Origin of the sequence: Streptomyces sp. NBC_00335, from assembly GCF_036127095.1 — a bacterium.
GTDB lineage: Bacteria > Actinomycetota > Actinomycetes > Streptomycetales > Streptomycetaceae > Streptomyces.
This window is the reverse complement of sequence record NZ_CP108006.1, coordinates 41,867-67,520: the sequence shown is the minus strand read 5'-3', so window position 1 is coordinate 67,520 and position 25,654 is coordinate 41,867. Positions and strand designations below refer to the sequence as shown.

Here is a 25,654-nt window from a genome sequence, read left to right as displayed (position 1 = left end):
GCTCCCGTCCGCCCGCGGCGCCGCTACCACCGGACACCGCGCAGCGAATCGATCATCGAGCTGCGCAGCAGCGACCGCCGGGCCGCCACGGGATCCGCCGCCGTGGCCCGCAGCTCCGCCACGAGCCGGGCCCGCTCCGCCGGATCCCGGGTGCGCAGCCGCGTCCAGTTCGCGTGCGTTTCCGCCCCGACGTAGCGCAGTGCGCAGGCGCGGCGTGCCTCGGCGCAGTCGGTGAGCTCGTCCTCGGACCCCTCGCCCGTCAGGAGGTCCGCCAGAGCGCGGCCGATCAGGACCGCGTCGTGGATGCCGCTGTTCATGCCCATGCCGCCCAGCGGATTGTTGACGTGTGCGGCGTCGCCGCACAGCAGGACCCGTCCGCTGCGGAAGGTGCCGGCCACCCTCTGGTGGACGCGGTAGAGGCTGGCATGGGCGATGGCCGGCCCCCGTACGTCCCTCGTGATGTCGAGCAGCCTGCGGGGCAGCCGCAGCAGCTCGGCCGCATCGGACGTGCCCTCCGGGGTGGGCAGCAGGACCCGCCAGTGGTCGGGGGTCCGCAGCAGCACCATCCACTCGTCGGGATCCAGCACGTAGGCGATGGGAGCCAGATCGTGCAGCACGGTCCCCGGATCCTCGTCCAGCGAGGCGACGAGGAACCGCTCCGGGTAGGTCATCCCGTGGAACTCGGCGCCGACCGACTGCCGTACGGCGGAGTGCGCCCCGTCGGCGCCCACGAGCCAGGACCCCTGAACCCGGCTCCCGTCGCCGAGCACCGCGTAGATGCCCCGGGAGGTCCGCTCCACTCCGGCCACGCGCGCCCCGAAGCGCACCTCGGTGCCCGGGAAGCGTTCCAGCGCGTCCAGGAGGAGGGGCGTCAGCTTGTTCTGCTCGCACTGGAGCCGGAACGGAAAACGGGTGTCCGCGGCCAGGAGCGACAGGTCCAGCGTCGCCAGGGCCCCCTCGTGCCGGTCACGGAACTGGAAGGAGTCCGCCACCAGACCGCGCGCGAGCAGTGCGTCCCCCACACCCAGTGCGGTGAGCATCTCCAGCGTGGGCGGATGGAACGTGGAGGCACGCGACTCGGCCGCGAGCTCCGACCCCGCCTCGAGGACGGTGACGGGCACTCCTTGCCGCGCCAGAACCAGCGCGGCCGTCAGGCCGACCGGGCCCGCCCCCACCACCAGCACCCGGTCGGCGGGAGGTGCCTTCGGGGAGGCCGTCACCGCTGCTCCCCGTGCCCGCGTGCCGTGTGCAGGGCGAAGCCCGCCTCCACGCCCGTCACCCGGGTACCGGTGAAGTGCAGCAGCGTCTCGGCCCCTCCCTCGTCCACCAGACCCGACAGGCCCCAGGCCGGACGGGGCGTGTCCAGATGCAGGCTCATCACCGAGGAGCCGTTCACCTTGACCTCCCCGGCGGAGATGCCGGCGGCCACGCGCAACCCGTCATCGGGGTCGGCGGCGCACACGTACCCCTCGAGCCCGTAGCCGGTGGAATTGGCCAGGTAGAGGGCTTCTTCCTCCCGGTCGTAGGTGTGTACGGCGGCCACGGGGCCGAACAGCTCGCGACGGGTGGACTCCTCGGCGGCCCCGGTGATCAGCAGCGGGGTGAAGAAGCTGCCGCGCTCCGGTATCCCGGTCCAGGCGTGTGCCGTGGCGCCGGCCGAGGTCAGGGCCTTCACACCCGCGCTCAGTGCGGCGTGGTGGCGGGAGTGCGCCAGTGGTCCGTAGCCGGTGCCGGCGAGCAGCGGGTCGCCCGCCCGCAGCGCGGCGAGTTCGCGGCCGGTGGCATCCAGGACGTCCTGTGCCAGCTCCGCGGGCAGGACGAGCCTGCCCATCGCCCGGCACCACTGACCGTTGAGGGTGGTGAGCAGTTCGGCGGCCATCCGCCCGGCGACCTCGGGGTCGGCGCCCGGCAGCACGAGGAGCGGATTGTTGCCGCCCAGTTCCAGTTGGGCGGGCTTGAGCGCCAGGCCGCAGGCGGCGCCGATCTTCCGGCCGGCCTCGGTGCCGCCGGTGAAGGAGACGACCCGGATGCGCTCGTCGGACACGAGGAGGGCCCCCGTCCCGGCGTCCCCGTGCAGCAGTTGCAGGACGGCTGGGGGTGCTCCCGCCGCCGCCAGCCCCCGCGCGGCGGCCTCCACCAGCAACTGGGTTCCGTACGGCACGAGTTCGGGCGCCTTGATGACGACCGGGCAGCCCGCGGCGAGCGCGCTGGCCGCCTTGTGGGCCGCCATGGGCGCCGGGGCGTTGTAGGGGAGCACGCACAGGGCCGGTCCGAGCGCGGCGCGCCGTACGCGCACGGGGCGGCCGCCCGGGGCGGTGGCCGTGCGTTCCAGCAGTCCGCCGCGCAACTGGGCGGCCGCGATCCGGAAGGCCCCGGAGAGGATGACGCCCAGCCCGGCGGTCTGGGTGAGCGGCACGCCGGTGCCGAAGGCCTCCACCGTCACGATGCGCTCCGCGGCCTGCTCGACGGCCGCGGCCGCGGCCTCCAGCGCGTCGGCTCGCTCCTCGTCCGGGAGACCGGCCCACGCACCCGAACGGTGCAGTGCGGCCGCCGCCGTCAGCGCCGCGTCGATGCGGTCGGCGGCGCTGCCGAATGCCGGGCGGACCTGCTCGCCCGTGTCGGGGTTCTCCAGATCGAAGCCGAGGCGCACCGTGCACGGCCGCCACACGCCGTTGACGAAGTCGCTCGTGACCGGCAGCGGGACGTCGTGGCCGGCAGCCTCGGGAAGACGGCTCGGGGAGGTCACTGGGTTTCCCCCAAGGTCGCGAACAGCGCGTTCTCCTGGGCCTCGGTGGCGATCTTCGCCGCCTCCAGCCGACCGCGCTCCGCGGGGAAGGTCATGACCAGTCCCATGGCCAGGTCGCGCAGGGTCCGGCCGATGACTCCGTCCAGGCGTGCTTCGGAGGTACCCGATGCCTTCAGGGCGCCGAGAGCGACGGCGAAGCAGGCTTCGGTGACCGCACCCTTGCCCAGCCGCCACTGGCTGAAGACCTCGGACTTGGGTCTGATGGGCGGCTCGGAGGTCTCCAGTTCCAGCTGGCGCCGCAGCCACTGGTAGGCGGTCGCCAGGTTCTGCGTCATCTCGCCGATGAGGACCTGGTGCATGGGCGAGGAGGCGATGGGCCTGCCCGTGTCGGCGAAGGTCTTGCGCGTCAACTGGCCGAGCGTGTAGTCGTACGCGGCCTGCGCCGCGCCGGTGTAGACGGCGGCGATGGCGAGCTGGTTGCCGACGAAGCTGCCGCGGCTCACCTGCAGCATGCGGGTGAAGGCCCCCGGCACGGTCAGCGCGTCCCGGTCGGCCACGAAGACCTCGTCGAGCCGGATGCCGTGGTTGGCACTGCCGCGCATGCCGAGCCCGTTCCACGGCGGGCGGGAGGAGACCCCGGCCTCGTCCCGCGGGACGAGGAACATGGCCAGCCCGTCCGCGGTCGTCGTCTTGTCGAGCCGGGCGGTGACCAGATAGAGGTCGGCGACTCCGGTGGCGCAGCCGAAGGACTTCTCACCGGACAGGACCCAGCCGCCCTCGCCGCGCGTGGCGGTGGTCGCGATGGAGATGTTCGCCGCCGAGCTCTTGACGGACTCGCTGGCGAAGTTGGCGAGCCAGGAGCCCCCCGCCATCGTCGTCAGCACGCGCTCGGCGAAGGCCGTGACGACCGGGATCTCCTCCTTGGTGAACAGGCCCGCGCGGATGGCCTCCAGGGGCAGGAGACCGCGCGAGGCGCTGGTGTTGTGGAAGAAGAAGGCGAGCGCCGTGGACGGGCAGGCCGTCCCCATGGCGAAGGTGGCCGCCGCGAGGTCGCGCAGACCTCCGCCGAGACCGCCGAACTCCTCGGGTACGACGAGGCCGAGCAGCCCCGCCTCCCTCAGCAGCGCGGTGTGGCCCGCCGGGAAGGCGGCCTTCGCGTCGGCCTCCTCGGCCGCCTCGCGAAGGGCGGGCAGCACGGATTCGACGCGCTCGGCGCGGGCCCGCTCGGCGGCCGTCATACGGTCGACGAGCTGCGCGCCCGTGAGCTGGTGCGTGGTCATCGGCGGTGACTCCTTACTGGGATTCCGGGACACGGGAGGAGACCGTCTGGGCAGGGGAGTGGGGCACGGGTGCCGGGCGCTGCTGCCTGCGCAGGACGCCCGGTCCGCCGCGCAGGGCGCGCAGGGCCGCGATGTCGAGTGGGGCGGCCACGTTCATGCGGGAGCAGAGCAGCACCAGCCGTTCGGTGGACAACAGGCCGCCGTGGCCGCCGAAGTGGGTGTCGAAGCAGCGGACCCCGCTCTTCATCCCGGTCAGGGCGTTGACCAGGCCGAGGCCGTGGTGGTCGCGCAACGCGAGGCGCAGGGGGACCGGGCCCGCCTCGGGGATCGCGTCCTGGAGCAGCCGGCGCAGCTCCAGGGGCGAGGCGCCGTCCGTGTCGTGGCAGCCCTCGGCCGGCTCTTCGAGGACGATCTCACCGCAGCCGGCGGCGGCCAGCCGCTGCACCGTCAGCAGGCAGGCCCGGGCCAGCCCCGGCTGCAGCGCATCGCGTACCCGGGCCACGACAAGGGTGTCCGGATGCCCGGCCCCGCGTATCGCCCGGACCGTGTCGGCGGCGGCGGTGCCGTGGCCGTCCGCCGTGATGGTGAGCTCGACCGCGGGCGAGCCGGCTGCGGCCGCGCGGACGGCCGCCGCGGCGTCGGCGACGTGGACCGAGGTGCAGCCGAGGCCGTCGCCCCCGCCCTCGGCCGCGGCACCTTGTCCGCGTTCGCCGCCGAGGTGCCCGAGGCGCACCCTGATGCCTGCCCGTCGCAGTACCTGGGTCAGGCGGGCGTCCCGGGGCCCCGCGGCCGCACCGGCCAGCCCGGAGCCGGTCAGCCCGGAGTCGGTCAGCCCGGAGTCGGCCAGATCGACCCGGTCGGGAAGCGGATCGGCGAGCTGGCCCCAGGAGCGCGAGTGGAACAGCAGCGGAGAGGTGATGCGCGGTACTCCCGCCGCCACCACCTCGCCGAGGAAGATGGTGTGGTCGCCGCCGGGGTAGCGGTGCAGCACGCGGCAGTCGACCCATGCGGCCGAGTCCGTGAGCACGGGGCTGCCGGTGGCGCCGGGGAGCCAGTCTCCCGACGCGAAGCGGTCGGTGACGCCTGGCTCCATGCCCGCGAACCTGCGGCCCAGGGCGAGGTGGTCCCGGCCGAGGACGTTGACGGCGAACACGCCGTTGCGCAGGAGGAGATCGTGGGAGCGAATCCTCTGGTCCAGGCAGACCAGGACGAGAGGCGGTGCGAGGCTGACGCTGCTGAACGAGCTCGCCGTCATGCCGTGCCAGCCGTCTTCGCCGGCCGTGGTCACGATCCCCACGCCGCTGGGCCACCGGGACAGTACTTGACGGAAGGTCGTCTCATCGATGACGACGGCCATCGCACCCCCGCATGTCATTGTTTCCCTTAGTGGAACACTGTCTCCATCAGCGTAACGACGGCTCCTTCGGGGTGTCAACGAAATCGGCGCTCGCGAACCCACTGTTTCCCATGGGGAAATCGGCGTTATGCTTTCGCCACGTCGTGGAACGGCCAGGCCGCGCCCCGAACCCAACGCGCAGAAGGACACCCGTGACTGAGGAGACGAGCAGCAGCAGGTCCATCGCCGCCGTCGAGCGAGCCATGGACGTGCTGCTGATGTTCGGCCGCAGCGGCCGCCCCGACCTCGGCGTCACCGAGATCGCCCAGGAACTCGACATCACCAAGGCCGCCGTCCACCGCATCCTCACGGCTCTGCGCTCCCGCGAGCTGATCATCACGGATCCCGTCACGCGTCGCTACGCTCTCGGCCCCGCCGCCATCTCCCTCGGACGCGCCTACCTGGCCCGTACGGACCTGCGGGTCCTCGCGGCGCCCGAACTGCGCCGTCTCGCCGCCCAGTGCGGCGAGACCGCCACCCTTTCCATCCGCCGCGGCGACACCAGGCTCTACGTCGACCAGGTCGTCCCGGAACAGGAACTGCGCATGGAGGTCGCCCTCGGGATCCCGCTGCCCCTGCACGCGGGCAGCTCCTCCAAGGCCTTCCTCGCCTTCCTGCCCGACAGCGAGGTCGACACCTACCTCGAGCGCCACGCCCTCGACGCGATCACCGACCGGACCATCACCGATCCCGAGCGCATGCGCAAGGAACTGTCCTCCATCAAGCGGCGCGGCTACGCCATGTCCGTGGGGGAGCGGCAGAGCGGTTCCGCCTCGCTCGCCGCACCCGTCTTCGGCCACGACGGTCACGTCATCGCGGTGGTCAGCCTGGCCGGCCCGCAGTCGCGCTTCAAGTCGCGCCTGACCGAGTGCGCTCCGCTCCTGATGGCCAGCGTGGAGCGCCTCTCGGCAGAGTTCGGATACCGTCCCGGCGTCAGCTGACCCGGCTCAGAGGTGCGCCCCGGGCTTGAACACGCCCAGCGCCGCGGCGGCCAGGACGCACGTCCAGATCCCTGCCACGTACGGGACGCATCCGTTGACCGCCCGGCGCAGTGCCCGCTCCACCTCCTCGGTGCTGCCGGCACCGGCCAGCGCCGAGAAGGCAGCCCCGAACGGGCGCAGCGTCAGCCGGATGCCCAGCCCGCAGGCGATCGCCGTCGCGTACAGCAGCACCTTGGCCCCCAGCCAGCGGGGGTTGGTGTCCACTCCGAACGGCTCGGCCGCCAGCGCGGTGTAGAGCCCGACGGCCCACAGCGAGGCGGTGAGGAGGATGCGTACCGACCAGTCCGCCTGGCGTATCCGGGGGTGGCGGCCCGGATGATGATGGTCGCGCACCGTCAGCCACAGCCAGAGGGCGGCGAACACCCAGGTCGCCGTGGCGGTCCAGCCGTTGAGCAGACCCTCTGCCCCGTGGGGCTCCATCGCCATGAGGGTGATGCCGCTCGGCAGGATCAGCACCAGGCAGATCTTCGGCCCGAGATCCAGCACGCTCATGATCGAAAGCGCGGTCGACCGGGCGGCGAAGGGCAGGCCGGGCTTCAGGACGTACCGGCTGGACACGTAGACGCCGAGGTCCCCGCCCACCCAGAAGACGAACAGCACGATGTGCAGCAGGATCCACCATCCGTGCGCATGCGCTCCCATGGCTACTCCTCCCCCCGGTCGCCCGTACGCCCTGACGCGGGGAACGGCCCGGCCCGGCCCAGGAGAGCCGGTACTTCGATGCCGAGGACGGTCCCCAGCCAGGTGCCCGTCGCCGCGGCCGACTCCAGGTCGATGCCTGGTTCCAGGCCCATCCGGCGCAGCAGGTAGACTAGGTCCTCGGTCGCGATGTTTCCGGTGGCGGCGGGCGCGAACGGGCAGCCGCCGATCCCGCCGAGCGAGGAATCGAGCCAGGCCGCGCCGGCCGCGGCGGCGGCGACCGCGTTCGCGTAGCCGGTATTGCGCGTGTTGTGGAAGTGGCAGCGCAGGGCCACTCCGGGGTTCTGCTCGCGCACCGCGTCGAGAAGCCGGGTCACGGCGTCGGGGGCACCCACGCCGATGGTGTCGGCGAGGACGATCTCCTCGGCTCCCGTCTCCACGCCGATCCGGGCCAGTTCGGCCACCGTGGCCTGCGGGGTCTCTCCCTCGAAGGGGCAGCCGAAGGCGGCCGCGATGGTCAGCGAGCGGCCGATCCCCTCCGTGTGGGCGCGGGAGGCGATGCCCTCCCACGCGGCCAACGCCTCGCGCGTTCCCACGCCTTGGTTGCGCCGTGAGAAGGAATCACTCGCCACCACCACGTAGTTGACCTCGTCCACGCCGCTCGCGCAGGCCCGGTCCATACCGCGTGCGTTGAGCACCAGGCCGCTGTAGCGCACACCGTCAGGGCGCCGCAGCAGGCTCATCACCTCCTCCGCCCCCGCCATCTGCGGTACCCGGTCCGGGTGTACGAAGGCCACGGCCTCCACCCGCCGCGCGCCGGCGGCGACGGCCCGCTCGATCAGGGCCACGCGCTGCGCCGGGGACAAGGCGCGCGCCTCGTTCTGCAGCCCGTCACGCGGGGCGACTTCCACCACGCCGGGTCCGGTGAGCGGCACTGCCGCCAAGGGGTTGTCCATGAAACGCATTCTGCCGCGTCGATTCCTCTAGCGAAACAGTGTTTCCCAAACTTACACTCGCGGCATGACTGGACCCCTCTCCGACATCCGTGTCATCGAGACCGGCACCCTGCTTGCCGGTCCCTTCTGCGGCCAACTCCTCGGCGACCACGGCGCCGAGATCATCAAGCTCGAAGACCCCGGTCGAGGCGACCCCATGCGTCAATGGGGACGCGAGCGCCCCTACGGCAAGTCCCTCTGGTGGCCCGTCGTCGCACGCAACAAGAAGTCCGTCACCTGCAACCTCCGCCGGGAGGAGGGGCAGGACCTCGTCCGCCGACTCGTGGCCCACGCCGACGTACTCGTCGAGAACTTCCGCCCCGGAACCCTCGAACGGTGGGGCCTCGGCTTCGACGAGCTCAGCGCCATCAACCCCGGCCTGGTCATGGTCCGCGTCACCGGCTACGGACAGAACGGCCCCTACGCGCCCCGGGCCGGCTTCGGTTCCATCGGTGAAGCGATGGGCGGCATCCGCCACATCACCGGTGAACCGGACCGCCCCCCGTCCCGCGCAGGCATTTCGCTCGGAGACGCCCTCGCCGGCACCATGGCCGCCTACGGCGCGGTCATGGCGCTGCACGCCCGGACGCGCACCGGAAGCGGGCAGATCGTCGACTCCGCCCTCTACGAAGCCGTCCTCGCCTTCATGGAGTCCCTCCTCCCCGAATGGGAGGTCGGCGGCTACCAGCGCGAACGCACCGGCCCCGTCCTCCCCAACGTCGCCCCCAGCAACGTCTATCCCACCGCCGACGGAGCCGCCGTCCTCATCGCCGCCAACCAGGACACCGTCTTCCGTCGCCTCACCGAAGTGATGGACCGCACCGACCTCGCGGAAGACCCCAAGTACGCCACCCACACCGCGCGCGGAGCGCACCAGGGCGAGCTCGACGACCTCATCACCACCTGGACCGCGGGCCACGACGCGCACACCCTGCTCGGCGCCCTCCACGCGGCGGGAGTGCCGGCGGGCAAGACCTTCACCGCCTCCGACATGCTCACCGACCCGCACTTCGCCGCCCGCAACGCCATCGTCCGCCTCCCGCACCCCGACTTCGGCGAGATCCCCATGCAGAACGTCGTCCCGAAGCTCTCCGCCACCCCCGGCAGCATCCGCTGGGTGGGCCCGGAACTCGGCGCCCACAACGACGACATCTACGGCGAACTCCTCGGTCTGACCGCTGCGGAACGCGACAAGCTCGCCGCGGACGGAGTGATCTGACATGGCCGGCAGGCCCCTCGCCGATGACTACGAGGCCGCCGGCTTCGGCTGCCGCATCGGCTGGGGCGAACACCCGGCCGTCCTCCTCGTCGACCCGGTCCAGGCCTACGCGGACCCCGGCAGCCGCCTCTACCTGGACACGGCGCAGCGGGCCCTGCACGCCATGGCGCACCTCGCCCGGGCCGCCCGCCGATCACAGTTCCCCGTCGTCTTCACCGCTGTCCACTACGACGCCGAACCGGGCGCCGACGCACCGCACTTCGCCCGCAAGGTGCCCAGCCTCGACGCCTTCCGCGCGGGCAGTCCGCACGCGGCCTTCACGCCGCACTGCGCCCCCGAACCGGGCGAGGTGGTGATCCACAAGCACTACCCGAGTGCCTTCTTCGGCACCAGGCTGTCCGACGTCCTGAAGGTCCTCGGCGTGGACACCGTCGTCATCGGCGGCTTCTCCACCAGCGGCTGCGTACGGGCCACGGCCCTGGACGCGCTCCAGCACGGGCTGCGCCCCATCGTCGTCCGCGACGCGGTGGCCGACCGCGACCCCGGCCCCCACGAGAGCAATCTCTTCGACCTCGACTCCAAGTACGCCGACGTGGTCGACGTGGTGTCGGCCTGCCGGCGCCTGGGTGACCCGGTCCACCAGCGGCCCGGAAGGCCCTGACGGCCGTCGGGCCCGGCCCGGTCGCGGACAGCGAGTCGCTTCGGTCCGGGCCCGGCTTTCGCGGCCGCTGGTCAGACGCGTCTGCCGCGACGCAACAACACCAGTGCGCAGCCGCCGAACAGGAACAGCGTGCCGCCCAGCAGGGCGGCCACCGGCAGGCCGTCGGTGGATCCGGTCTGCGGCAGCGAACCCGCCGTGCCACCCCCGGACGCCGTGGAGGTTCCACCGCCCGTGGTGGTTCCACCAGCCGCGGTGGGCGCCGGGCTCGAGGGCGCCGGGCTGCTCGGGCCGGAACCACCGGCCGAGAGGGTCAGGGGAACTTCGACCAGTTCCTTCGTCGCGGAGATGGACACCGCGATGACGCAGTTGCCCGCCTTGGCCGCGCAATTCGCCCCACCGGCCGTTGCCTTGACCGTGATCTGGACGCTGTCCGCGCCGTTCGCCGCGCTGTGCCACACCCCGGACGCGTCGGTCTTTCCGATGACCGAGGAATCGGGCGAGGTCTCGCAGTCCGTTGGACCCGCCGGCTTCGGCTTGCACAGACCGATCGGCGCGAAGCCCTGGTTCGGGCTCAGCCCCTTGGCCGACACCGTGACCTTGTCTCCCACGGCGAGCCCGGACGACTTGCCGACCGTCAGCGTTCCGGCAGCGGCGGCCGGCCCCGCCGACATGGCGACCAGGGCCGTGACCGCGGCCAGCGTGCCCGCGCGGCGGATGCTCCGTAGTGATGTCATTCGTTTCCTCCTGCAGTGGACGGGGGTTGCGGGGGTTCACCAGGAGCCGCCCCCCGGCGGCCCTGGACGAGGGAGAGCGCACCGAGTACGAGGCTGACGACGGCCAGGCCGAGGGACAGCGACCACACCGGGGCCGACGGCCCGCTCCAGGCGTCGACGTGTGTGCCGCCGGGGGAGGCGGCGGACGCCGCGGGCGCGGCCCGACCCGTGGCGGAGGGCTCGCCCTGGACGGTCCCGCCCTCGAAACCCACAGCGATCTGGACGCTGTTGGCCGCGATCAGCGCGGGCGGGGTTCCGGAAGGCAGCGGCGCGACGCCGACCACACAGGGTGTGGTGCGGCAGTCGACACCCGCGACCCGGGTGTGCACGGTGAGGGTGACCCGCGGCAGCGAACCGTCGGGTCCGATGGTCACCAGCTGTGCTCCGCCGCCCAGGTCACAGTCCTTGTTGCCGGTGTAGCCCTTCTTGCACAGCCCGACGGCGACCGAGGTCAGTCCGGCGCGAAACCCCGTGCCTTCGACGGTGATCTGCCGGCCCTCGGTCAGTCCGGTCGCGGCGGAGACCCGTACCGTCGCGACCGGATCGGCATCGGCTGCGGCTGCCGTGGCCGCGGCAGGGCTCCATCCGGGAAGGGTGAGCGCCGCGGTTGCCGCGAGGGCCACCCGGCGGTTCCGGCTCTTCGTCGAGGTCTTCACGGGCTGGCCTTTCTGTTCCGTCGCAAGAAGGTCGTTCCGGAGCCGGCGGGCACACGGAGCACGATGGTCCGCTGCCCGGGGACGGGCTGTGAGGCAGGGGCGGCGACCAGGACCGCTGTTCCCCGGTCGGTGATGTGGCCCAGTACGGCCGTGACCGCGGGATCGGTGGCGAGCTGTTCGCAGCCGGCCCCGGTCAGGTCCAGGAGGAGCACGGCCGGCTGGGTCATGAACGTCTGGGCGAGCCCGAGCAGACACCGCTCGTCGGTGCCGAGGCTCGCGCAGGAGGCCGGTCCCTTGGCCAAGAGGAACGGGAAGGCCGCGTGCGCCGCCGCCGTCAGCTCCGCCGCCCGCTCGTGGCCCAGACGACCGGTGGCGGCCGCCACCGCGTCCGTCACGGAGCCCGCGGGGTGCCCTGGAGGCAGTGCGCCCGGCCGGGTGGCATCGGCCGGGTCGACGAACGCGGAGAGCCCCAAGTCCCACCGGGCCTCGGGACCGACCCGGGAGACGTCATGGCCGCGGAGCCGCCAGGTCCCGCCGTCGGCCTTGCGCACGCCGGCCAGCACCGCCAGTACGGAGCCCGCCCGTCGGCCGGGGAGGGCGTCGGTCAGGTACGTGATTGCGCCCGGAGGCAGGGCCAGGTCGAGACCTCGTACCGGCGCCCTTCCGGCCCCGCGTACGACGAGGCCGCGTGCGGTGAGGGCATGGCGCTCGCTCCTGCGGTCGTCCTCGTCCGGCGCGGCCCCTCGTCGGCGCCCACGGCGGACCCACGGCAGCAGAGCCGCCATGACCGGCGCCATGCCGATGGCGGTCAGTGTGTCCGGGCCACCCAGGAGCCGGCCGGAAAAGGCGATTGCGGTCATCGCGGCAGCCCCGCCGAGCAGCGAGGCGATGGGAAGGCCCGCGGACCGCGTCACCGGTGCTCGACCGCCGACGGCCGCGGCGGCCCCGCAGGTGAGCACCGCCGCCAGCGCGAGGGTGAGCTGCCCGGGCCGGGCCGCGCTCGCGCACGCCGTGACGGCTGCCGTCAGTCCCGCCGGTAACAGCAGCGTACGAAGGGCGGTTCCGCCGGCCGGTCCACGTCGGCCCGCCACCGCGAGGGCGGACGTCAGCGCCGCCGCGAGCAGCGCCGCGTGGGCGAGCGGCCGGACGCCCGCGGCGCCCAGCAGTTCCCACCGGAAGACCACGAGGCTCGACACGGCGAACAGGGAACCGAACACGGCCGCCCCCACGGCGCCGGCGGGTCCACGAAGCGGGGGAGACTGTCCGGCGTCGTCCGGCGCGGCCGGCCGGCAGGCCGGAATCAGCAGCAGCGCGGCGAGCGCGCACATCAGGGCACAGGCCACGTGCGGGCTCTGCGCCGAGCGAGCCGCCCCGGCACCTGCTGCCCCGGCGCCCGCCAGACAGGCCGCGTGCCATGCGTGGTTCGGGCGGTAGAGGCCCAGGGCCCCGCCAGCGAGACCGGCGGCCACGACCAGCAAGGACGCGAACACCATGGGCGAGCCGGTCAGTGGGGCGGCGGCGGCCAGGACACAGGCCGCCACCGCCCACCGCGCGGACCACCTGGCACCGTACGGACGTGCGCGGCCCCGGCGCCGGAACACCGCGCCCGTCCCGGCGGCGAGCAGCGTGCCCGTGAAGAGGAGGTAGCGGACGGCCTCGCCGGGCATCCCGACGGGCCCTCCCAGCAGCGGCGCCGACGTGACGTACACGCCGAGGGCGAGCCCGGCGGCGGCTCCCGCGTACAGGTCCGGGCGCGGGCGGGTGACGGTGGGGAAGCCCATCATCGCTCTCCTCCTGGAGGTGAGGGCCGCAGCGCGGCGGCGAGCGCCCGCAGCGCGGGAAAGTTCACGAGTGCGGGCTCCCCGGCCACCTCGCGGACCAGCGCACGGGTGTTCACCAGCCCGGGGTGTTCACCATCGCCCGCGCCGTCAGCGAGTACACCGGAGAGGCTGTCCACCGGGACGAAGGCGGGAAGCGGCACCGCGGGCGCCGGCACCGGCCGCCGGGTCCGGCGGCGCTCGACGCCGCGGCGGACGGCTACGGCAGCCGTGAACACGGTCAGCAGGACTGCGAGGAAGGCGAGGCCGAGCAGCCCCCAGGGGTACACGTCGGTGGCGACGGAGAACTCCGCCGAGGCGTAGCGCCCGCCGACGGAGTAGCGCCCGAACGCGGCGGCCGGAAGCCGGACGGGGATCCGGTAGCTCCGCTCCGCGCGCGCCGGAATCTCCGCCGTCAGCGGTGTGCCCACCGGGAGGTCAGCGGTGCCACCGGGCCCCCAGGCGATGATCAGCGGCGCTCGTCCCAGCGGCTGGTCACCGGGGTTGCGCAGGGTAACCGTCAAGGTCCGGTGGGCCGGTGCGCCGAAGAGCTCGGCGAACCGGGGCCCACCGGACAGTGCGGCCTCGACGACATCGACCCGGACGGCTGGGGCGGGCGCGCCGGGCGGCGCCCCTTCGGGGGCGCCGGAAACGCCGATCGGGGTCTGGGCGCGCGCTCCGCCCTGGCCGGCCATCGCCCGCAGCAGACAGGGACACGCGCGGGGAGGCACGCCCGCGATGAGGGTCAGGCGGAAGGTGCCGTCGGCGGCCACCAGGGAAACCGCCGCCCGCAGGGTGTCGCAGTCGGCACTGCCGCGCAGCGCCCCGCCTCCGCAGATCTCCACCTGGACGGTCGTGCCCGGCTGCCAGCCCGAGCCGACGGCTCGGACCGGCCGGCCGGGGGAGACCTGGACGGCTTCCACGGTGATGCTCGGCCCGGACACGGCAGTCGCGGGGGCGCCCCCCACGACCGGCAGGACCGCTGCCACGAGCAGGAGGAGGACGCCGGCCAGTGTGCAGCGCAAGGCCCACGCCGGACGGGGGGTCATAGAGGCCTCCCGGTGAGGCCGGGCTTCGCGCGGCGGATCCAGCCCAAGGCGACCGCGAGGACGGCGAGAAGGGCGCCGACGGACCCGAGCGTGGGCCAGGACAACGCGACCCGGCCGCTCTGCGCGGACGTCGCGGGCATGCCGGGCGCGCTGACGCGCACGGTGGCGGTCAGGTAGTCGAGGCCGGGGGCGCCCGGCCAGTCGGTGCTGAGCTCGGCACTCTGCCCCGGCAGCAGCAGAGGGAGCGTGCGTTCGGCGAAGGAGCTGTGCCGCAGACCGAAGAGTCCCTGGAGCCGTGGCGAGACGGTGGGGCGCAGCGCCGTATTGCCGGTGTTGACGACCTTGTAGGTGAGGGTGGTGCGCGCATCGGCGAAGGGGACGCCCGACGGGTGGTGGTGTACCCGGACCGACCGGACGGCGAGTCCGGGTGTCACCGGTCCCTCGACCGTCAGCTGGATGCGGACGGCTATGGCCCGCTGGATGCCCACGTCGACGCCGGACGCGCCGCCGGCTTCCTCGACGGCGTTGTTGAGGGCGACGATCCCGCCGATGTGACTGCCGGGGGTGACGTCACCCGGGACGTTCACGGTGAAGGGGATGTCCGCGGCACGGCCCGGCGGAATGACGAGTGCGTTGGTACCGAGGGTGATCCAGGCGCCGATGCCGCTCTGGGCCTCGCCGGCCTGGCGGTAGGCGAGGGCGCCGTCGCGGGGCGTGTTGTAGGCGTCCGAGCCGTACACCTGGAAGGAGAGGGGGGCGTCGGACAGGTTGCTGACGCGGACGGCGTCCTTGACTACGGAGCCGGGCGCGGAGTCCATGACGAACGCGGGCCGGCCGGCCGTTCCCGCCGGTTGCACCGACCAGGACCCCGTGCCGGAGCTCCCCGCTTCCGAGGCGGTGGCGGGCGACGCGCCTGCCACCGCGAGGGCGGACAGGGCGGCCAGGCAGGCCGCTACGGCACGGAAGGCCGTGATGACGAGGGCCCGGGCGGCTGCTCGGCGAGCCCGGTCGGCCGGTCGGTCACTGCGTAGTGTTGTCATGTTCCGCTCTTGCCGGTCCCAGGTGGCGAGCCGGGAGCTCGCCACCTGGGACGTTGCTCGAAGGAGGGTCAGGACGTGCGGGACGTGCGGGACGTGCAGGACGTGCGCGACGTGCGGGACAGGGTCAGGACAGGGTCAGGCGCAGTACGGCCGCGTACTCGCCTCTCTGGACGATCCCCGGGACGCGCAGGCTGAGGCCCGCGCCCGCGTCGAAGTGCCCGCCCGTGACAGAGGTGGGATCGGCGCCGGCCGCCTGGCTGCACAGCGGTGCCGCGGTCGTCGAGCTGAGCGGCCCGGCGCTGCCCGGGACGACGGCGGAGGCGGCGGCGGACCCGGGGTGGACCGCGCACTGCGGGGTCCAGGACAGCTGCGAGGCGGGAATCGCGGCTCCGGCGGAGTTGCGGAAGTCGGTGACCGTTCCGACGAGGGACCAGCCTTCGGTGGTGCCCCGGAAGTCCTTGACCTCCAGGGCCCGCACACTTCCCGTGGAGTCGTGGGCGGTGCCGTCCACGGTGACCGGGGAGAGGATCACTTCGCCGGGCTCGGCCGACATGGTGAGCGCGCCGCCGCTGACGACCACCTTCAGCGTCTGGTCGGAGCCGCCCCCGTTGGAACTGCCCGCCCACGCGGTCTCGGTGGTGTCGCCGCCGTCCTTCTCCGTCGCCACGATCTTCACGGCTCCCACGGCCGGTACGAGCGTGGCGGTGAAGTTGCCCCGCGCGTCGACGGGGGCGGTGAGGCCCGCCCCGCCGACCGGCCGGCCGTCCTTGTCCAGGGTGACGACGCTGACCTCGTCGCCCGGGTCGAAGCTGGCCCCGTTGACCGTGGCACTCGTACCCGGTCCGCCGCCGCCGGGCGTGACCTGGAGCGTACGGGCGCCCAGGACGCCGATGACGAGGGAGGCGGAGGCCGACCCCTGACTGATCTTCAGGCGGTGCGGCCCGGGGGCGGCCGTGGCGCCGACCGTCACCGTGCCGGCCAGTTTTCCGTCGGAGCCGACGCGCAGGTCGGGCGTGAGGTCGGCGCCGGAGCATCCGGTACCGGCCAGGGTGCACAGTTCGACCGTGCCGATCGGCGCCGCGGGATCCCAGCCCGCGCCGGCCATGGTGAGGACGTCACCGGGGCGGGCGCCGGTGGTGTCCGACGCCGGGCGGCCCGAGATGCCGGTCACGGCCGCGTTGGTGCTGCCCGCGGCCGGGGTGACGGTCAGCGTGTGCAGGGCGGTTGCGGTGCCCTGCAGGGTGCAGGCGAGGGACAGGCCGTAGCTCGGGATGTCGAGCGTCAGCTGGTCGGGTGTCAGCGTCACCGTGCCGGGTTGTGCGACGGTGAGTTTGCCGGTCAGATCGGGTATGGGGATCTCGCCCTTGGCCGGGATCGCCGGGTTCGAGGCCGGAGCGGTGAGCGTGAGCGGTGCCTGCCCGGAGACGAGGATCTTGGCCGAGGGGACGACGCTGTTGGCGGGCAGCGCGACGGGACCGTTGGCCGGGCCCTTGTCGGCGAGGCTGAGTTTGACGTCCACGCTCTCACCCGCCGCCGCGGTGGCCGGGGCGGTGAGGGTGGCGGTGGTGGTGAAGAGCGAATGGGAGGAACTGAAGACGCAGTCGTACGTCACGGGCGCGCTGCCCGCGTGGGCGGGTGAACCGGCGAGGACCAGCGAGCCGGACGCCGCGACCACGAGTGCGGCGAGCGTCGCACCGCCCCGGGTCCGGGTCCGGGTCGATCTTGCGAGTTGAGGGTGCATGAGCCGTGGGTTCCTCTCGAAGGGATCCGATGGGTTTCCCTGTACGGAACTTTGTTTCGCTTGCGTCCCCATATACAGCCCGTCGCCCACTCGGCGTGTCAAGGGTCCGGACGCGCACCCCGGTAAAAGGTGCGTTTCCGATCCGTTGCACCGTTCGTGAAACGTCGGATCCCACAGCGAAACCGATCCATTGACCGTGGATGGTCCCACTCCTAGGGTGAGCAAGCCCCCAACTCCCTTGTCCCAAAGCTGATTCCCCCGCCGATCGGAGCGTCGCACCATGACCGCGAACCCCCTCCCGGCAGCACCCCGCTCCTTCCTCTACGTTCCGGGTGACCGTCCCGAGATGCTCGCCAAGGCCCTCACCCGAGGCGCCGACGCACTGATCGTCGACCTGGAGGACGCCGTTCCCGCGGCGGGGAAGGAGCGGGCGCTGACACTGGTGCGGCACTGGCTCGACGAGGCGGAAGCCGCTGCCCTGGAAGCGGCGCCGCACGGCCCGGACGCGAGGACGCAGATGTGGATTCGTGTCAACCCAGGCGAGCGGGGGCGCGAGGAAACCGCACGCCTCGCCACGCCCGCGGTGACCGGCTTCTGCCTCGCCAAATGCTCGGGCGCCGAGGAGATCGAGGCGCAGCACTCCCTCCTGACCGCGGCGGAGGAGCGCCAGGGGCTCGCCCCGGGCGCCTTCGCCCTGGCGCCGTTGCTGGAGACCGCCTCGGCCGTGCTCGACGTACGGCTGATCGCGCAAGCGCCCCGGGTACGCCACCTGCAGCTGGGCGAGGCCGACCTGTGCGCCGAACTGGGCATCGAGGCAACCGATCCGGCGGACCCGGCGGACCCGGCGGACCCGGCCGCCGCGGCCCTCGTCTCCATCCGCACGGACGTCCTCCTCGCCTCGGCCGCCGCCGGCCTGCTGCCGCCGGTCGGACCCGTCAGCACCGACTTCACCGACCTGGACGCCCTCGCCCGGACCACCCGCGCCCTGCGCCGGCTCGGCTACCGCTCCCGGGCCTGCATCCACCCGCGCCAACTGGCCACCGTGCACGAGGTCTTCACTCCCAGCACTGAAGAACTCGCCGCCGCGCGGACCTTGCTGGAGCACTTCGACGAGGCGGCGCGGGACGGTTCGGGCGTCATCACCGGACCCGACGGCCGGATGGTGGACGAGGCCGTCGTCCGGGCCGCCCGCCGGGTGCTCGCCGCGCGCCGCTGAGCCGGATCCCCGGCCCTTCCCTCAGTCGATACGGGTCAGACCCAGCAGCGCGGCAGCGGCGCCGGGCGGCGCCGCGGGAAGGGCGCGGACCGCCTGGACCACCCGGTCCGCACGGTCCCGTCCCAGGACCGGCTCCGCGTTCAGCCGGAACTTGCCGGCCAGCTGGGCCTGGGACAACGGCGCACCCGGCCCGCCCAGAGAACTGCCGACCCGTGACTGCACGACCCGCCCACCGCGCGTCGTCACCCGCAGCACCGCGCTGAAAGCCTGCGGGAACTCCGCGTCGCACCGGGCGTCGACCACGACCTGGATCCGCTCCGCCAAGGCGATGCGGCGCGGATCGGTGAACGCACCCGCGGAGAAGTCCGCGTGCCGCAGCCCGGGCCCGTCGCCTTCCGCGTCGGACAGCAGCGCTGCCGCCACCGTGTAGGGCCCCGAGAACTTGGCGTGGTAGGGCGTACGGGGGTGCACCTTCTCGGCGTGCGGCTCGCCGATGGTGCGCCGGGGCGCGGCGGCCACCCCCAGCTCGGCGCTCACCACGTCCTCGGCCCGGAGCCCGGCGCGGCGAAGGGCCAGCGCGCAGTCGATCCCCGGGTGGGTGAAGTGGTTGGAGGGGTACGGCTTGAACACGGAGCGCGCGTATTGCCAGTTCGCGACCGTACTCATCTCCTCCAGGCCGGCCACCAGGGGCTCCGCGGTCCACCGCTCGTCCAGGAATGCCGTCAGGAAGCCGAAGCGTCCTTCCAGCACCGTCGGCGGTCCGGTGACCCCGCCCGCCGCGAACTGGGCCGCGCACACACCGGAGTGGGCGGCCCATCCGCAATGCAGCCGCTTGACACTGCCGCCGGTGCGGTTCGCCTCGATGACCCCGGCGCCCATGGAGCAGGCGATGCCGATGGCGTGCGCCAGCTCGGCCGCGCTCAGCCCGTACAGCAGCCCTGCGGCGACGGCGGCGCCGACGGTGCCGCAGATGGAGGTGGCGTGCAGACCCTTCTCGAAGAACACCGAGTTCCGCAGGGCCGGATCGTAGGAGGCCATGCCCAGGCGGACGCAGACCTCGCCGCCGACCGCGAGCGCGGTCAGCAGCGATGCCCCCGTGGCGCCCGTGGCTTCGGCGACGGCCAGCGCGGCGGGCAGGACGGCGGCCGTGGGATGCAGAACGGACGGGAGGTGGGTGTCGTCGAAGTCGAGGGCGTGCGCGAGCGTGCCGTTGACGAGGGCGGCCCGGTCGGCCGGCATCCGGCGGCCGCTGCCCACGGCGGTGGCCTCCGCGACTCCGCCCGCCGCGCGGGCCATGGCCAGCGCCGCCGACTGGGGCGAGGCGCCGGAGATCTCGCCGGTGTGCGCGCCGAGCGCCCCCAGGCTGTTGCCGAGGCAGTCCAGCGTGCGCGCGGCCGCGTCCTCCGCGATCTCCTGAGGTACCCCGTCCGCTGCGGCTGTCGCCGCGAAGGCGGCCAGGCGCGCCGCGTACCCTTCGTCGCTCATGCCGGGCCCGCCCCGTCGGCGTCGTACAGGACGGCGAGCGGACGTACGGGGGATCCGGTGGCCCCTACGATCGGCAGGGGCGCGAGCATCAGCAGGAACTCCGCCCGTCGCGCCGCGGCGAGCCCGGTGAGCCGCATCGTTTCGACGATGTGGATGCCCGCCTCGACCAGCAGCGTTCGGTGGACGGGCAGTTCGGCGTGGCCCCGCCCCGGTGGAATGTGCTCGAAGGCGATCGTCTCGCCGCCGGTCACCCGTACTCCCCGCTCCGCGATCCATGCCCCGGCCGCGGGGCCGGGCCCCGGCGCTCCGCCCTCCTGTCCGGTGAAGACCCGCGGGTCCTCCCAGTGCCCGGACCAGCCCGTCCCCAGCAGCAACGCGCCACCCGCCTCGATGTCCACCCCGGCGGCGTCCCGGGCCCTTTCCAGGTCGGCGACCGTGATCTCGTATCCGGCGGGAAGGACCGGGACGCCGTGTACGGCGGCGATGTCCAGGAACACGGCCCGTCCCACATAGGGCGGGAACTCCTCGATGCCGTGCCGGGAGAAGCCCTCGTGGCTCTGCGCGGATTCGGCCGGGACGCCCCCGTGCAGCAGACCGTCCTGCGAGACGTGTGCGAGAGCGTCGACGTGGGTGCCCACGTGGCCGCCGGTGACGATGAGTTCGTTGGCGGCGGAGCCTCCGTCTCCGCGCACGTGATCGCCGTGGCGGCGTTCCAGGAGCATGCGGAAGGGCGGATGGTTGGGCGACTGGGGCATGCCCCGGCGCATCGGCTGGGCCAGGTCGATCACGGGAGCGCCGGCGAGGGACACCGGACTTCCCCGGTATCCGTGGACGCTGTTCATGGTGTCTCCAAGAGGGGGTCAGATCGTGCGGTCTGCGGCGAGTTCGTCGAGCTCCGCCGGCGACAGGCCGAGCCGCGCGCCGAAGAGCGCCCGGGTGTCGCTGCCGTGCGCGCGGCCGGTCCAGCGGATGGCGCCGGGCGTGGCGGAGAGCCGGAAGAGGACGTTCTGCATGCGGAGCGGCCCCAGCACCGGGTCGTCCACGGTCGTCAGCGAGTCCAGGGCCTGGTACTGCGGATCCGCGAAGATGTCGGCGATGCCGTACACGGGGGAGATCGCGGCCTCGGCCTCCTCGAAGGCGGAGATCACGGTGTCCCGGTCGCGGGCCGCGATCCATTCCCCGACCTGGGCGTCGAGCAGATCCGCGTGCGCGGCGCGACCGGCACCCCCGGCGAACCAGGGCTCGTCGGTGACCTCCGGGTGCCCTACGAGTTTCATGACCCGCTCGGCTACGGACTGCGCCGAGGTGCTGACGGCCACCCAGGAGCCGTCCCGGGTCGGGTAGATGTTGCGCGGGGCGTTGTTCACCGACCGGTTTCCCGTGCGCGGCGGGACCGTGCCGAGCTGGTCGTAGGCGGTGGGCTGCGGGCCCAGCAGGGTCAGCAGCGGCTCGATGATCGCGAGGTCGACGACCTGCCCGGGACCGCCGTGCACGTCGCGGTGGTAGAGCGCGGTCTGCACGGCCGAGGCGGCGACCAGCGCGGCCACGCCGTCGGCCAGCCCGAAGGGCGGCAGGGTGGGCGGGCCGCCGGGCTCGCCCGTCAGCGCGGCGAAGCCGCTCATGGACTCCGCGAGGGTGCCGAAGCCGGGCCTGCGGGCGTAGGGCCCGTACTGGCCGAATCCGGTGACGCGGGCGACGACGAGCCTGGGGTTGGCGCGGTGCAGGTCCGCCGGTCCCAGGCCCCACTTCTCCAGGGTTCCGGGCCGGAAGTTCTCGATCAGGACATCGGCCTGGGCGGCGAGCCGGAGCAGGAGCGCGGCTCCGGCGGACCGGCTCAGGTCCAGGGTGACCGTGTGCTTGTTCCGGCCGAGCATCTTCCACCACAGGCCCTCGCCGTCCTTGGACGGACCGTGGGTGCGCGACGGGTCCGGCCGGACAGGGTGTTCGACCTTGACGACGTCGGCGCCGTAGTCGCCCAGGATCGTGGCGGCCAGGGGCCCCGCGAACAGGGTGGCGCAGTCCAGGACGGTCACTCCGTGCAGGGGCCCGGGAGCGGCAGGGGGGCCGAGGTGGGGGAGGGGAGGTTCCATCGGGCTCACGCACCTTCACGGGTCGCTGTTTCTCCTTGTGGAACGCTGTTTCGGAAAGCTAGCATGACCCTCCGTCACGCAGAAGAGAAACGGCGTTTCCCCCGAGCCCACGAATGCTGAAGGGAGGTACGGGCGGTGCCGGCTGCGGCTGCCCGGCCTGTCATGTCCCGATACGACCTGCTCATCAAGAACGGCACCCTCGTCCAGCCCCACCTCGGCGAGATCACCGCGGACCTCGCGGTGCGCGACGGCAAGATCGCGGCCCTGGCCGACCGCATGGACGCCTCGGAGGCGACCGAGGTCATCGACGCCACGGGACGGACGGTCTTCCCGGGCGCCGTCGACGCCCACTTCCATCTGGGCATCTACCGTTCCCTGGAGCAGGACGCCGCGGAGGAAACCCGTTCCTCCCTGGTCGGCGGCGCGACGAGCGTCCTGTCCTACTTCCGCACGGGCGAGCACTACCTCAACCGCACCGGCTCCTACGGCGACATCTTCCCGGAGGTCCTCGCGGCGGTCGGCGGCCGCAGCCACACCGACTACGGATTCCACCTCGCCCCGATGGACACCGCCCAGGTACGCGAAATACCCGACCTCGTCGCGAAACACGGGGTCAGCTCCTTCAAGTACTACATGTTCTACAAGGGGTTCAACCTGTCCGCCGACTCCCGTGACGCCAAGGGCTTCCGCATGACGGGGGAGGGGGAGGAGTACGACCTCGGCCACCTCTACCAGCTCATGGAAGCGGTCGCCGCCGCCGGGGCCGCCCGCCCCCGCGGCCGGGTCTCGCTCTCCCTCCACTGCGAACAGTCCGAGCTGATGCGGCTGTTCATCGACCGGGTCCGCCGGTCCGGCGACCCCCAGACCCTGCGCGCCTACCACGAGGGGCGCCCGCCCCTGACCGAGGAGGTCGCGATCGGCGAGGCCGCCGCCCTGGCCCGCGCCACCGGCTGCCCCGTGAACCTCCTGCACCTCTCCAGCGCCGCCGCCCTCGCCGGAGCCCGCGCCGCACGCGCCGCCTCACCCGGCCTGGACCTGCGAACCGAGGTGACCCTGCACCACCTGTGCCTGGACCACGAAAGCCTCGACGCGGCCGGCCGCGGCCTCGGAGCCAAGGTCAACCCGCCGATCCGTACCCGCGCCGACAACGACGCGCTGTGGGAAGGCGTCCTCGACGGAACCGTGGACTGGATCGCCTCCGACCACGCCTGCTGCATGGAGGAATCCAAGGGCGACGCCCTGTGGCCCGCCCTGCCCGGCTTCGGCGGCACCGCCCTCCTCTACCCGATCCTGCTCTCCGAGGGCCACCACAAGCGCGGCCTGCCACTGCGCCGCGTAGCGGAACTGCTCTCCGCCAACCCGGCCGACGCCTACGGCCTCACCGGAAAAGGTTCGTTGATGGTGGGCTCCGACGCGGACCTGGTCGTCACCGACCTGGACTCCGTACGCACGGTCACGACCGATCTCCTGCTGTCCGGGCAGGACCACTGCCCCTTCGAAGGGCGGGAACTGCGCGGCTGGCCCACCGTCACCGTCGTCGGAGGCCGCATCGCATACCGCGACGGAGCCGTCACCGGGGCACCGGCCGGCCGCTACCTCGCCCGCTGAGCGAAGTGCGAGGCAGGCCCCTTGCGTTGACAGCACGGCTCCACGCCCCCGACGCTATGACCGGGCGGTCACCTGACCGCCCGGTCATCGTCGGGAGCGTGCATGCCCACCACCACCTGGACCCACCTCACGCCCGAACGGCGCGAACGGATCCTGGTCGCCGCCATGGACGAGTTCGGCACCCACGGCTACTCGACGGGCAGCCTCAACGTCATCGCGCGCCAGGCGGGGGTCGCCAAGGGATCGCTCTTCCAGTACTTCGCCGGAAAGCTCGACCTGTTCACCTACATCGCCGAACAGACCTCGCTGCGCATCTTCGAAGCGATGCGGCCCTGGCTCGACGGCTACCGAGCCGACGGCTCCGGCGCCGCCCCGGACTTCCCCACGTACCTCGTCGACGCCATGGAGGCCTGGGTCGCCTACTTCGAGACCCACCCCCTGGAGCGCGGCGTGACGGCGGCGACCAACATGGAGATCGACCCCGCCGTACGCCAGGCCGTACTCGAACCCGTCCAGCACCTCTACCTCGCCGGACTACGCCCTCTCGTCGAAGAAGCCGTAGCCGCCGGGGAGCTGCGATCCGACGCCGACGTCGACGCCCTCCTCACCCTCCTGCTCCTGCTCCTGCCGTACACCGCCCTCGCCCCCTTCTTCCCCGCCGGCGCCGGGCCCGTCGCGCCGAGCAGGGGGCCCCGAGCCGCCCGCCGACGTGCGATCGAGAGGCTCGTGCACCCCGTGCTCGCCGGCTTCCGCCCCCCGCGCGCAACCCGCTGATCTGCGCCGATCCGCACCCCGACCCCCGTCACCACGCTCCGCGTGGCGGGGGCTTCCGGCATGTTCCCGGGAGGGATTCGGGGTGCTGAAGAATCCGCGCCGCACTGCTTGACGTGGTGTCCGCGCTGGGGCCCAATAGGGGCCGCTGGAGAAACAAAGTTCCGTCAGAGGAAACATGCCGATCCCGTCCGGGTCGGCAGGCGAAGCCGCGACCCCACGCGGCACCCCTCACTGGGAGTCCCCATGGCAGACACCTCGCGCAGACGAACGCACTTCCCCCGCCCCCTCTTCCCCCGACCCCTTCTCGCCGCGGCCCTGGCCACCGCCGCGACCCTGGCCGCGGTCTCGCCCGCCCCCGCCGCCGAGCAGGCGCCCGCCGGAGTCGTGAAGGTCTCCAACACCGTCGACGTCCGCTGCGCCTTCCTGGTCTACAAGCGCGCCGGCGACTGGTACTTCCCCGCCGGCGCCCCCAAGGGGACCGTCTGGCTGCAACACGGCTTCAGCCGCAACAAGGGCCACCTCGAAGACGCGGCCCGCCGCTACGCCGCCGCCGGCTTCGTGGTCTTCGCCCCGAACCTCCCCTCCGCCGACACCTTCGGCTGCACCGTCTCCAACATCGGAAACAACACCGACTTCCTCAACAACGTGGCCGACCTCTTCGGAAAGGCCGCCGACCCGAACGACAAGTTCGGCCGCAGCTTCGCCGACGCCGCGGCGAAGGCGGGGCGTCCCGGCCTCCAGATGCCGGCCAAGTTCCTCTTCTCCGGCCACTCCGCCGGGGGAGAAGCCGTCAGCTACGTCGCCAACCGCCTCCGCACCGAGTACCCCACGGCGTTCGCCCGCCTCTCCGGACTCGTACTCCTCGACCCCGTCAACTCCTTCGTCGGGCTCAACATGGCCAGGGCCTTCAACGGCCTGAACACCACGAGCCTGCCCATCCACGCCATCTCCTCGCCGCCGTACACCGCGAACGGCCAGGCCTCCGGCACCGTCGAGCTGACCACCGACGTCCACCGGGACTTCCTCGGCATCAGACTCACCACCGGCTCGCACTGCGACGCCGAGGGTGCCAGCACCGACGCGCTCTGCACCGTGCTCAACGGAACTCCCCAGGACGCCAACGTCGCCGTACTGCAGGAGTTCGCCACCACCTGGGCCACCGACGACGTGACCGGCACGGTCACCGCCACCCACCGCCCCGGCGGCAGCCGCTACGAATCCCTTCGCACGGCCGGCGCCATCCAGACCCTCAGCGGATCCTGAGCCCCTCCCGCCGGTGCCCGCCCCCAGCACCGACCGGGGGCGGGCACCGACTCGGGTTGGCCCGTGCGGGCGAAAGCCGCCGACCGGCGAACAGGCGACGCATCACACACGGGGCAGCAGCGGCCCGGTGCAACCGACGTCCGGCTGTCTGCTGCGATCAGAGCCAGTACCGGCGCCGGACCTACGGGGAACAAGTGGCTGGCCT

22 protein-coding genes are annotated in these 25,654 nt (G+C 73.0%); 7 read left to right on the top strand and 15 right to left on the bottom strand.

The genetic code is table 11. The features are described 5' to 3' along the window. Positions 1–23: 23 nt before the first annotated feature. From OHA37_RS00350 to OHA37_RS00335, 4 genes are read right to left on the bottom strand one after another with little or no spacing between them, the layout of a single operon-like run. On the bottom strand, positions 24–1,220 hold the full coding sequence (locus OHA37_RS00350) for an FAD-dependent oxidoreductase (protein WP_266914762.1): 1,197 nt from the start codon (positions 1,218–1,220) through the stop codon (positions 24–26). Beyond that, positions 1,217–2,746 carry an aldehyde dehydrogenase family protein gene (locus tag OHA37_RS00345; RefSeq protein WP_266914760.1) on the bottom strand — a complete coding sequence of 510 codons (1,530 nt, stop codon included), beginning with the start codon at positions 2,744–2,746 and terminating at the stop codon, positions 1,217–1,219. Before OHA37_RS00345 ends, OHA37_RS00350 begins: the two co-directional genes overlap by 4 nt. Further along, complete coding sequence (locus OHA37_RS00340; RefSeq protein WP_266914758.1) at positions 2,743–4,026, bottom strand: acyl-CoA dehydrogenase family protein; 1,284 nt, start codon at positions 4,024–4,026, stop codon at positions 2,743–2,745. Before OHA37_RS00340 ends, OHA37_RS00345 begins: the two co-directional genes overlap by 4 nt. Positions 4,027–4,039: 13 nt before the next feature. Further along, positions 4,040–5,383, bottom strand: a complete 1,344-nt coding sequence (locus tag OHA37_RS00335; RefSeq protein ID WP_443046094.1) for a flavin reductase — start codon at positions 5,381–5,383, stop codon at positions 4,040–4,042. Positions 5,384–5,574: 191 nt separating this feature from the next. Here OHA37_RS00335 and OHA37_RS00330 point away from each other — a divergent pair, with 191 nt between their 5' ends. Further along, entirely contained in the window at positions 5,575–6,363 is a 789-nt protein-coding gene (locus tag OHA37_RS00330; RefSeq protein WP_266914754.1) for an IclR family transcriptional regulator, read from the top strand. 6 nt (positions 6,364–6,369) lie between these two features. On the opposite strand, the gene OHA37_RS00325 is transcribed toward OHA37_RS00330, so the two are convergent. Then, positions 6,370–7,065 (bottom strand): hypothetical protein, encoded by a 696-nt coding sequence (locus tag OHA37_RS00325; protein WP_266914752.1) that lies wholly within the window; start codon positions 7,063–7,065, stop codon positions 6,370–6,372. Between the two features lie 2 nt (positions 7,066–7,067). Beyond that, positions 7,068–8,018 (bottom strand): hydroxymethylglutaryl-CoA lyase, encoded by a 951-nt coding sequence (locus tag OHA37_RS00320; RefSeq protein ID WP_266914751.1) that lies wholly within the window; start codon positions 8,016–8,018, stop codon positions 7,068–7,070. Positions 8,019–8,082: 64 nt separating this feature from the next. On the opposite strand from OHA37_RS00320, the gene OHA37_RS00315 reads away from it, so the two are divergent. Both OHA37_RS00315 and OHA37_RS00310 read left to right on the top strand, forming a co-directional pair. Further along, on the top strand, positions 8,083–9,276 hold the full coding sequence (locus OHA37_RS00315) for a CaiB/BaiF CoA transferase family protein (protein WP_266914749.1): 1,194 nt from the start codon (positions 8,083–8,085) through the stop codon (positions 9,274–9,276). A gap of 1 nt (position 9,277) precedes the next feature. After that, positions 9,278–9,937 (top strand): isochorismatase family protein, encoded by a 660-nt coding sequence (locus tag OHA37_RS00310; RefSeq protein ID WP_266914747.1) that lies wholly within the window; start codon positions 9,278–9,280, stop codon positions 9,935–9,937. Between the two features lie 71 nt (positions 9,938–10,008). Here OHA37_RS00310 and OHA37_RS00305 read toward each other — a convergent pair whose 3' ends face one another. The 6 genes from OHA37_RS00305 to OHA37_RS00280 form a co-directional block, all read right to left on the bottom strand. Continuing rightward, positions 10,009–10,671, bottom strand: a complete 663-nt coding sequence (locus OHA37_RS00305; RefSeq protein WP_266914745.1) for a neocarzinostatin apoprotein domain-containing protein — start codon at positions 10,669–10,671, stop codon at positions 10,009–10,011. Continuing rightward, a complete protein-coding gene (locus OHA37_RS00300; protein WP_266914743.1) occupies positions 10,668–11,366 on the bottom strand; it encodes a neocarzinostatin apoprotein domain-containing protein in 699 nt (232 codons plus the stop codon). Before OHA37_RS00300 ends, OHA37_RS00305 begins: the two co-directional genes overlap by 4 nt. Then, positions 11,363–13,150 (bottom strand): hypothetical protein, encoded by a 1,788-nt coding sequence (locus tag OHA37_RS00295; RefSeq protein WP_266914741.1) that lies wholly within the window; start codon positions 13,148–13,150, stop codon positions 11,363–11,365. Before OHA37_RS00295 ends, OHA37_RS00300 begins: the two co-directional genes overlap by 4 nt. Next, entirely contained in the window at positions 13,147–14,232 is a 1,086-nt protein-coding gene (locus tag OHA37_RS00290) for a hypothetical protein (protein WP_266914739.1), read from the bottom strand. The genes OHA37_RS00295 and OHA37_RS00290 overlap by 4 nt, the downstream gene beginning before the upstream one ends. After that, a complete protein-coding gene (locus tag OHA37_RS00285; protein ID WP_266914737.1) occupies positions 14,229–15,272 on the bottom strand; it encodes a WxL protein peptidoglycan domain-containing protein in 1,044 nt (347 codons plus the stop codon). The genes OHA37_RS00290 and OHA37_RS00285 overlap by 4 nt, the downstream gene beginning before the upstream one ends. A gap of 124 nt (positions 15,273–15,396) precedes the next feature. Beyond that, on the bottom strand, positions 15,397–17,013 hold the full coding sequence (locus tag OHA37_RS00280; protein WP_266914735.1) for a hypothetical protein: 1,617 nt from the start codon (positions 17,011–17,013) through the stop codon (positions 15,397–15,399). 280 nt (positions 17,014–17,293) lie between these two features. On the opposite strand from OHA37_RS00280, the gene OHA37_RS00275 reads away from it, so the two are divergent. Then, positions 17,294–18,229, top strand: coding sequence for an HpcH/HpaI aldolase/citrate lyase family protein (locus tag OHA37_RS00275; protein WP_266914733.1), 936 nt, complete (start codon positions 17,294–17,296; stop codon positions 18,227–18,229). Positions 18,230–18,250: 21 nt separating this feature from the next. On the opposite strand, the gene OHA37_RS00270 is transcribed toward OHA37_RS00275, so the two are convergent. From OHA37_RS00270 to OHA37_RS00260, 3 genes are read right to left on the bottom strand one after another with little or no spacing between them, the layout of a single operon-like run. Further along, positions 18,251–19,714 (bottom strand): MmgE/PrpD family protein, encoded by a 1,464-nt coding sequence (locus tag OHA37_RS00270; RefSeq protein WP_266914731.1) that lies wholly within the window; start codon positions 19,712–19,714, stop codon positions 18,251–18,253. Then, on the bottom strand, positions 19,711–20,556 hold the full coding sequence (locus tag OHA37_RS00265; RefSeq protein WP_266914729.1) for a cyclase family protein: 846 nt from the start codon (positions 20,554–20,556) through the stop codon (positions 19,711–19,713). The genes OHA37_RS00270 and OHA37_RS00265 overlap by 4 nt, the downstream gene beginning before the upstream one ends. Positions 20,557–20,574: 18 nt before the next feature. Next, a complete protein-coding gene (locus tag OHA37_RS00260) occupies positions 20,575–21,804 on the bottom strand; it encodes a CaiB/BaiF CoA transferase family protein (RefSeq protein ID WP_266914727.1) in 1,230 nt (409 codons plus the stop codon). Between the two features lie 162 nt (positions 21,805–21,966). Here OHA37_RS00260 and OHA37_RS00255 point away from each other — a divergent pair, with 162 nt between their 5' ends. The 3 genes from OHA37_RS00255 to OHA37_RS00245 all read left to right on the top strand — a co-directional run bounded on the left by OHA37_RS00255 (position 21,967) and on the right by OHA37_RS00245 (position 25,449). Continuing rightward, positions 21,967–23,412, top strand: coding sequence for a dihydroorotase (locus OHA37_RS00255; protein ID WP_266914725.1), 1,446 nt, complete (start codon positions 21,967–21,969; stop codon positions 23,410–23,412). A gap of 102 nt (positions 23,413–23,514) precedes the next feature. Next, positions 23,515–24,186: a TetR/AcrR family transcriptional regulator gene (locus tag OHA37_RS00250; RefSeq protein WP_266914723.1), complete on the top strand. Its 672-nt coding sequence runs from the start codon at positions 23,515–23,517 to the stop codon at positions 24,184–24,186. A 243-nt stretch (positions 24,187–24,429) separates the two neighbouring features. Then, positions 24,430–25,449, top strand: coding sequence for an alpha/beta hydrolase (locus OHA37_RS00245; protein ID WP_266914721.1), 1,020 nt, complete (start codon positions 24,430–24,432; stop codon positions 25,447–25,449). Positions 25,450–25,654 lie beyond the last annotated feature (205 nt).

What these genes read in the sequence shown, in the direction of transcription:
- OHA37_RS00340 (WP_266914758.1), bottom strand. Translation starts at nt 4,026, where the DNA reads ATGACCACGCACCAGCTCACGGGCGCGCAGCTCGTCGACCGTATGACG.
- OHA37_RS00335 (WP_443046094.1), bottom strand. Translation starts at nt 5,383, where the DNA reads ATGGCCGTCGTCATCGATGAGACGACCTTCCGTCAAGTACTGTCCCGG.
- OHA37_RS00325 (WP_266914752.1), bottom strand. Translation starts at nt 7,065, where the DNA reads ATGGGAGCGCATGCGCACGGATGGTGGATCCTGCTGCACATCGTGCTG.
- OHA37_RS00320 (WP_266914751.1), bottom strand. Translation starts at nt 8,018, where the DNA reads ATGGACAACCCCTTGGCGGCAGTGCCGCTCACCGGACCCGGCGTGGTG.
- OHA37_RS00315 (WP_266914749.1), top strand. Translation starts at nt 8,083, where the DNA reads ATGACTGGACCCCTCTCCGACATCCGTGTCATCGAGACCGGCACCCTG.
- OHA37_RS00310 (WP_266914747.1), top strand. Translation starts at nt 9,278, where the DNA reads ATGGCCGGCAGGCCCCTCGCCGATGACTACGAGGCCGCCGGCTTCGGC.
- OHA37_RS00305 (WP_266914745.1), bottom strand. Translation starts at nt 10,671, where the DNA reads ATGACATCACTACGGAGCATCCGCCGCGCGGGCACGCTGGCCGCGGTC.
- OHA37_RS00295 (WP_266914741.1), bottom strand. Translation starts at nt 13,150, where the DNA reads ATGATGGGCTTCCCCACCGTCACCCGCCCGCGCCCGGACCTGTACGCG.
- OHA37_RS00290 (WP_266914739.1), bottom strand. Translation starts at nt 14,232, where the DNA reads ATGACCCCCCGTCCGGCGTGGGCCTTGCGCTGCACACTGGCCGGCGTC.
- OHA37_RS00285 (WP_266914737.1), bottom strand. Translation starts at nt 15,272, where the DNA reads ATGACAACACTACGCAGTGACCGACCGGCCGACCGGGCTCGCCGAGCA.
- OHA37_RS00280 (WP_266914735.1), bottom strand. Translation starts at nt 17,013, where the DNA reads ATGCACCCTCAACTCGCAAGATCGACCCGGACCCGGACCCGGGGCGGT.
- OHA37_RS00275 (WP_266914733.1), top strand. Translation starts at nt 17,294, where the DNA reads ATGACCGCGAACCCCCTCCCGGCAGCACCCCGCTCCTTCCTCTACGTT.
- OHA37_RS00270 (WP_266914731.1), bottom strand. Translation starts at nt 19,714, where the DNA reads ATGAGCGACGAAGGGTACGCGGCGCGCCTGGCCGCCTTCGCGGCGACA.
- OHA37_RS00265 (WP_266914729.1), bottom strand. Translation starts at nt 20,556, where the DNA reads ATGAACAGCGTCCACGGATACCGGGGAAGTCCGGTGTCCCTCGCCGGC.
- OHA37_RS00260 (WP_266914727.1), bottom strand. Translation starts at nt 21,804, where the DNA reads ATGGAACCTCCCCTCCCCCACCTCGGCCCCCCTGCCGCTCCCGGGCCC.
- OHA37_RS00255 (WP_266914725.1), top strand. Translation starts at nt 21,967, where the DNA reads ATGTCCCGATACGACCTGCTCATCAAGAACGGCACCCTCGTCCAGCCC.
- OHA37_RS00250 (WP_266914723.1), top strand. Translation starts at nt 23,515, where the DNA reads ATGCCCACCACCACCTGGACCCACCTCACGCCCGAACGGCGCGAACGG.
- OHA37_RS00245 (WP_266914721.1), top strand. Translation starts at nt 24,430, where the DNA reads ATGGCAGACACCTCGCGCAGACGAACGCACTTCCCCCGCCCCCTCTTC.